Here is a 6,942-nt window from a genome sequence, read left to right on the forward strand (position 1 = left end):
CACGGCGGTGGGAGGGTATTGCCAGGACTTGTTGCTCGACGGGAAGCCGAGGCGCGTCTTCTCGTGCACGGGTAACAGATCCGGGAGTATGGCCGTGTATGCGCTACGTGCATTGACGTGATAGATTATGCTCTTAACGCATCAACGGCTAAGGCAATGGCGATCACCAGCGTTGGAGAACTGGTCAGGGCCGCTCGCAACGGGCGCAGCCAGAAGGAGTTCGCTGCCTTCCTGGGCGTGAAACAGTCCTCCGTGAGCCGCTACGAGAGCGGGAAGGCAAGCCCGCCGATCCGAGTGATCGAGCAGTGCATGCAGCTGGTGCATGCGGCAAAGGCGGAAGACGCCCCCACCGCCGACCAACTGGCAGAACGCATCCGCGCCGCCCTGGCGGACCCCGACCTGCGGCAGGCGCGCTTGGCGCTATCTCGGTTGGTGGATGCCTTTGTGTCCGAACACACGCAGACTCGCGTTACGCGTGCTGCGCCTCAATGATCACTGGAGGCTGACGTGGCGACTCAATCGACCATCGAGTGGACTGAGCAGACGTGGAACCCGACCACCGGTTGCACCAAGGTTTCACCGGGGTGCAAGAACTGCTACGCGGAAGTGATGGCGCGCAGGCTCCACGCCATGGGTGCGCCTGGCTACGAGAACGGGTTCAAGCTCACCTTGCATGAGAGCCGGCTCGAACAGCCACTGCTACGCAAAAAGCCGACGACGTACTTCGTCAACAGCATGAGCGATCTGTTCCACGAGGCCGTTCCGGACGCCTTCCTGGATCGTGTGTTCTCGATCATCGAGCGCACCCCTCACCACACGTACCAGATCCTCACCAAGCGAGCGGAACGGTTACCGGAGTATTTTGCTCGCCGTGCCTGCCCGAGAAATGTTTGGCTTGGGGTGTCGGTCGAAGACAAGAAGTACGGTGTTCCGCGCATTGCACACCTGCGCAAAGTAGATACGCACATTCGATTCTTGTCCGTCGAGCCGCTGCTGGAAGACCTCGGGCGGATCGACCTGCGCGACATTCACTGGGTCATCGTCGGTGGCGAGTCCGGGCACAAAGCCCGGCCAATGCGAGAAGAATGGGTGGCGAACCTACAGGCCCAGGCCGAGGCCGCTGGTGCGGCATTCTTTTTCAAGCAATGGGGCGGCTGGGGTGCCGACGGTGTCAAGCGCCACAAGAAGGCGAACGGCCGCATCTTCCGGGGCCGCACGTGGGACGAGTACCCGGAAGCGATGACTTGCGCTTAGGGAAGGTCTGAACAACCCGCTCTGCCGCCCGGATTGCGGCATCGTGGCGCCGGCCTGGCGTCGCTTTCGAGCCGGATTTCGCCCGTGCAGGGCGGTTTTTGGCGGGTTTCCCCGCCTTACGGACGCACTGCTCCCGTCGTCGGCAACAAACGCCGGCGCGCCATCCACAGGTTCGACAGCGCGAACAGCGTCAGCACCTGCGCCGCGTTCTTCGCCAGGCCGCGGTAGCGCACCTTCGTGTAGCCGAACTGCCGCTTGATCACCCGGAACGGGTGCTCCACCTTCGCCCGCAGACTGGCCTTGTAGCGCTCCCACCGCTCGGCGTAGCGCCGCTCGCGCTCGTTCTTCATCGCACGCAGCTTCGACGGCTTCTCCGCGATCAGGAATCCAGCGTCCACGTCCTGCAGCTCCTCGCGCTTCTCGGCACCCGTGTAGCCGCTGTCGCCGCACACCGTGTCTTCCCGGCCGTGCAGCAGCTTGTACACCTGCGTCACGTCGGCCACGTTCGCCGCCGTGCATTCCACGTGGTGCACCAGACCGGACGCGTCATCCACGCCGATGTGCGCCTTCATCCCGAAGAACCACTGGTTGCCCTTCTTGGTCTGGTGCATCGCCGGATCGCGCTCGCCCGCCTTGTTCTTGGTCGAGCTCGGCGCACTGATGATCGTGGCATCCACGATCGTGCCACTGCGCAGGCTCAGGCCCTTGCGCTGAAGATGGGCGTTGACCTGCTCGAAGAGCTTCTCGGCCAGCCCGTGCGTCTCCAACAGCCGGCGGAAGTTGAGGATCGTCGTCTCGTCCGGGATGTCGGCAAGCCCGCCCAACTGCGCGAAGCGGCGCATCACCGGCGTGTCGTACAAGGCTTCTTCCATCGCCGGGTCGCTGAGCGCATACCACTGCTGCAGGAAGTGGATGCGCAGCATCGTCGCCAACGGATAGGGCTGGCGACCGGGACGGCCCATCTTCGGGTAGTGCGGCTCGATCAGCGCCAGCAGCGCCTGCCACGGCACCACCTGCTCCATCTCCGCCAAAAACACCTCGCGCCGCGTGCGCTTGCGGCTCCCCAGACCCTCGGCATCACCGAACGACAGCTGCATCGCACTCACCCCGATCACGGTGAGGCATTGTCGCGCAATGGGGCGGAGTTGTTCAGACCTTCCTTAGAAGTCGAACTTACCCTGGCCTTCCACATTGGACGCGGTTGCCCAGAACTTGTGTGCGAGCTCGTGTTTCGCTGCTAGCAACAGCCAATATAGAGGCTGATTCTTCCCGCCCTTGAGCAGCCTCATCTCGGTGGATGGCCACACCCCGAGGTCTGCGACCTTTCCTCGCCAATACTGGAGGACCTGCTGCCGCAATGCTTGCTGCGATTGGCCTCGGGCCACCTTGTCCCGCCATCCCGGCGCAAAGGAATCGAAGGCAGATTCATCGGCAATCGCGTAGGAAACCGCATTCCGCTGCAAGTCCATTTGACTGACGTGAATCAGCATGTCGATTCGCTTCAGGCTGGCTAACGCGACGATGATGTCGAAGCTCAGGTTGGCCAGGTCAAACGGATCAAGGAAAGCCAGATTCAGAGCATGGGTGGTGTTAGGCTGCGTGACGATTTCTTTCACAGCTTGCGCGGCAGCCCCATCAATTTCAATGACCGGTGCATTCAACCGTCGCAGTCGTTCGGCGGCCGCCCGCCGCCGTTGTGCATCGAGGTCGGCAATGTAGATCTGCGTGAAGGGTGCTCCGCCTTCACAGCTTTTTTTCCACGCGGCAACAACGCCACCGTCAATCCACTCCCCAGTCTCCCTGACCTGGCACCTGCCTGGCCCGCAGAAGAGGTCGATATACGTAGCGCCCCCGCAACATCACCTCACCAACTCAGTGTCTATGCGGCTTGAGGGCGTTTTGCAGGGCCGACTTCTTCGAAAGCAGCCCCCCTGGTGCGTTCGAAGAGTACTTTTTCAACGGTCTGGTAAACTTACGGAGTCGCTCCTGCAAAACCCCTGACGCCCGCATGAATGCTTATGTTTCGGGGTGATCACGGATACCCAGAACTCCCAGTTTGAATTTCAATAGCGATCAGTTTCTGGGAGATTTTGATGTTTGCTGATGCTGCCACCGACGACTTCTTTCGCGCCCGCCTGGACCACATGATCGACCTGCGCCATTCGCTGGCGGTGTTGGCCTCGCGCATGCCGTGGCAGCAGATCGAAGCCTCTGTGGCGCATCTGTTCTCCCGCCGCGCACACACCGGTGAGTCCTTGCCCGATCTGGACCTGTTCGGTGAAGCGCCAGCGCCCGTGGGCCGCAAGTCCAACGCCGGGCGCCCGCGCGTGCCCCTGCGCACCATGATCGCGCTGCTGTACCTCAAACACGCGTTCAACCTCAGCGACGAGGCCGTGGTCGAGCGTTGGAGCGATTCGCCCAACTTCCAGTTCTTCTCGGGTCAGGCCTACTTTGAACCCCGCCTGCCCTGCGACGCCACCACCCTGGTCAAGTTCCGCCGCCTGCTGGGCGAAGAAGGCGTGGAGGAGTTGCTGGCGCAGACCGTGAACCTGGCCGTCTCGCTCAAGCTGATTCCAGCGTCCGCGCTGGCCACCGTGGTGGTGGACTCCACCGTGCAGGAGAAGGCGGTGGCGCACCCCACGGACTCCAAGCTTCTGGAGACGGCGCGTGCCAAGCTGGTGGAAGCCGCGCAAGGAGTTGGCATCGAGCTCAAGCAGACCTTCGCCAAAGAGGGCCAGCTGCTGCGCTTCAAGGCCGGGCGGTACGCGCACGCCAGACAGTTCAAGCGCATGCGCCGCGTGATCAAGCGCCAGAGCACGGTGGTGGGCCGCCTGGTGCGTGAGATCGAGCGCAAGGCCAATGGGTTGAGCACAGCGGTGCGCCAAGCCTTGGACGGTGTGCTGGGCAAGGCGCAGCGCATTGCCGATCAATCGCGCAGCCGCAAGAACACCAGCGGATCATCCAAGCTCTACGCTTGGCACGCTCCCGAAGTGGAGTGCATTGCCAAGGGCAAGAGCAGGACGCCCTACGAGTTCGGGGTGAAGGTGGGCATTGCCGCGACCTTGAAGCACAACCTGATCGTGGGGGCCAGGGCGTTCACCGGCAACCCATACGACGGCCACACGCTGAGCACCCAGCTGGAGCAGGCAGCCATCCTGATGCAAGACACGGGGGTGAAGCCCGCCACGGCGTATGTGGACCTGGGTTACCGGGGCGTGGATGCGGACAACCCAGGGGTGGCCATCAAGCACCGGGGCAAGTACAAGACGCTCACGACCCAGGAGAGAAAGCTGCTCAAGAGGCGCCAGGCGATCGAGCCGATCATCGGGCATTTGAAGGCGGACCACCGCATGGATCGGTGCCATCTCAAAGGCGAACAAGGGGACAGACTGCACGCGGTGCTGTGCGCGGCGGGCTACAACATCCGCTGGCTGCTTCGGATGATTGCCAAGAAGGGGGTGCCCTTCTTGCGGCGGCTTTATTTGCGCCTGTGCCAAGCCGCAGCCCTATCGCCCAACTGGCCTCGCATGCTGCGCAACCTCGCCGTCAACGCAATCAGAGAGCCGGCACCACGACTGACCGCTGGCTGAAAACGAATATTTCAGGGCCGACTACGGATTCAGTCCAGTAAAAGGATAGAAGTGGCCCCGCTTGTCTGAACAGATTTACCCCGAGAGATAAAGAGACTGCGTGCGGGTTGAAGAGGTGCAGAGTTGTCCACGGCGGCGGTGGTCGCTGTGCGACGAACCGACCGACGCGGTGGGCAACTCGGGGCGCACCGGGATTTTCATTCTAGGCAGCCACGGCCAGCTCGGGCAGCAGCGCCCAGTAGGCCTGCTCGGGCGTGCGGTCCTCGATGCGCGAATGCACACGCTCGCGGTTGTACCAGTCGATGTAGGTGTCCAGGTCTGAGCGTGCAGCGCTCACCGCCTCGTAGGCTTGCAGGTACACTTCTGATTGCCGAGGCATCAATTCACAGCGGAGTCACAATGAGTCATGCGGACTGCAGGAAGTTCAGTCGATTTGTGCGAACGCTCGCCTTGATCGGGCTGCTCGGTGCAGGAGCTGCGCACGCCGGAGTCGATTGGGTCGTTAACAACAGTGATACCGGCTTTGATCCGGTGCCGGCTGGAGGTGATATCACCTATACCGTGCGGGTGTCGAACAACGGCACCAGTGCCGCACCGCCCACCACGCTCACGTTGAGCATCCCGCCGACGACGAGTTTCGTCAGCGCCACCGGCTTAACCTGCACCGGCACGGGGCCTGTGACGTGCAGCGTTCCTGCGCTCGCGGCCGCAGGAAACCCCGGCGATGAGGCGACGGTGTCCGTCACGATTCACACCACGGCGCAAGGTACGGTGGCCTTGGGGGCATCGGTCCCGACGGCGGGCGATGACGACGGCAGTAACAACGTCGACAACGAGACGACCACGGTCAACGCCGGGGCGGATATTGCGCTCGCTCTGTCGGGGCCGGCGAGCGCGGCATCCGGCAGTACGGTGAGCTATACCTTCACCGCGACCAACAACGGACCGGACCCGGCGAGCAATGTCGTCCTTAGTTTTCCCGTGCCCACCGGGCTGGTGGGCGTGACGCCGCCCGCCGGCTGCACGCTTGCCGGCAGCACCTACAGTTGTACCATCGCCGGCCCGCTGGCCGTTGGGGCGAGCGTGACGCGCATGTTCACCGGCCAGATCGCCGCGGCTTCGGGCTCCACGCTCACACCGAGCGGCAGTGTCGGCGGCGGCACGCCGAGCGATCCGGTCGCCGGCAACAACACCGCCACTTTCAATACCACGGTCACTGCCGGCAGCGATGTGCGTATCACCAAGTCACGTGCGCCGTCCGGTTCGTTGCTGGTCGGGCAGCCGGTTACGTTCACGCTTTCCCCGTCCTATACCGGCGACTCTCCTGTTGGGCTGACGATCACCGACACGATTCCATCCAATTACAGCATTGGCACGGTCGCAAGCCCGCAAAACGGCTGGACCTGCTCGGTGTCGGGCCAGACCGTGACCTGCACCAAACCTGCCGGCAGCGGCGCGGGCGGCAATGTGCCGCTGGGCAACATTTCGATTCCGGTCACGGCGGCAAGCCCAGGCAACCCGACCAACAGCGCGAGCATTGCCAGCAGCGGCCCGAGCGACCCCAATCCCACCAATAACACCGCCACCGACGGCGGCGCCACGATCAATGCGCCCACAGTCGATCTGCGCGCCAACAAATCGGGTCCCAATCCGCCACTGGTCGTGGTCGGGAACAATTACACCTACAACATCAGCGTGACCAACGTCGGCAATGCCGGCTTCTACGGCACGCTCGTCATGACCGATCACCTGCCGGCCGGGCTTACAGTCAACAGCTACACGCTGAACGGCTGGTCGTGCACGCCGGCTGCGTCGGTGACGGGGCCGGCGACCATCACCTGCCAGCGCGCCTACACCGCATCCTCTCCGCTCGCTGCCGGTGCCACCACACCCGCTGTCACGCTGAATACCACCGCCACCGCCACCGGCAGCATCGTCAACAGCATGACGGTGAGCTCGCCCAACCCTAACATTCCAGACACCAACCCCGCCAACGACACCACGACCTACACCGTCACCGGCAGCGCGCCAGGCGACAGCGCCGATGTCCGGGTGATCAAGACCGTGACTCCGGACCCCGTATCGGCCGGCGATGTCC

6 protein-coding genes and 1 pseudogene are annotated in these 6,942 nt (G+C 63.3%); 4 read left to right on the plus strand and 3 right to left on the minus strand.

Going from position 1 to position 6,942, the window contains the following annotated elements; all coding sequences use genetic code 11:
• Positions 1-156: 156 nt before the first annotated feature.
• Both CTA01S_RS15585 and CTA01S_RS15590 read left to right on the plus strand, forming a co-directional pair.
• The gene (locus tag CTA01S_RS15585) at positions 157-492 is read left to right on the plus strand and encodes a helix-turn-helix domain-containing protein (protein WP_062196788.1); all 336 of its coding nucleotides are present in this window, start codon (positions 157-159) and stop codon (positions 490-492) included.
• A 15-nt stretch (positions 493-507) separates the two neighbouring features.
• Complete coding sequence (locus CTA01S_RS15590; protein ID WP_062196789.1) at positions 508-1,254, plus strand: DUF5131 family protein; 747 nt, start codon at positions 508-510, stop codon at positions 1,252-1,254.
• Between the two features lie 116 nt (positions 1,255-1,370).
• Here the strand turns inward: CTA01S_RS15590 and CTA01S_RS15595 are convergent, their stop codons facing one another.
• Both CTA01S_RS15595 and tcmP read right to left on the minus strand, forming a co-directional pair.
• Positions 1,371-2,351 (minus strand): IS5 family transposase, encoded by a 981-nt coding sequence (locus tag CTA01S_RS15595; protein ID WP_062196790.1) that lies wholly within the window; start codon positions 2,349-2,351, stop codon positions 1,371-1,373.
• A 63-nt stretch (positions 2,352-2,414) separates the two neighbouring features.
• Entirely contained in the window at positions 2,415-3,092 is a 678-nt protein-coding gene (tcmP, locus tag CTA01S_RS15600; RefSeq protein WP_084362503.1) for a three-Cys-motif partner protein TcmP, read from the minus strand.
• Positions 3,093-3,347: 255 nt separating this feature from the next.
• Between tcmP and CTA01S_RS15605 the strand changes: the two genes are divergently transcribed.
• Positions 3,348-4,844 (plus strand): IS5 family transposase, encoded by a 1,497-nt coding sequence (locus CTA01S_RS15605; RefSeq protein WP_084362505.1) that lies wholly within the window; start codon positions 3,348-3,350, stop codon positions 4,842-4,844.
• 202 nt (positions 4,845-5,046) lie between these two features.
• Here CTA01S_RS15605 and CTA01S_RS16685 read toward each other — a convergent pair whose 3' ends face one another.
• A complete protein-coding gene (locus CTA01S_RS16685; RefSeq protein ID WP_157451403.1) occupies positions 5,047-5,223 on the minus strand; it encodes an integrase core domain-containing protein in 177 nt (58 codons plus the stop codon).
• A gap of 20 nt (positions 5,224-5,243) precedes the next feature.
• Between CTA01S_RS16685 and CTA01S_RS15615 the strand changes: the two are divergent.
• A pseudogene (locus CTA01S_RS15615) lies at positions 5,244-6,942 on the plus strand (DUF11 domain-containing protein); the annotation flags it as partial.

The sequence above is a fragment of the Caldimonas taiwanensis NBRC 104434 genome (genome assembly GCF_001592165.1).
Classification (GTDB): Bacteria; Pseudomonadota; Gammaproteobacteria; order Burkholderiales; family Burkholderiaceae_C; genus Caldimonas; species Caldimonas manganoxidans.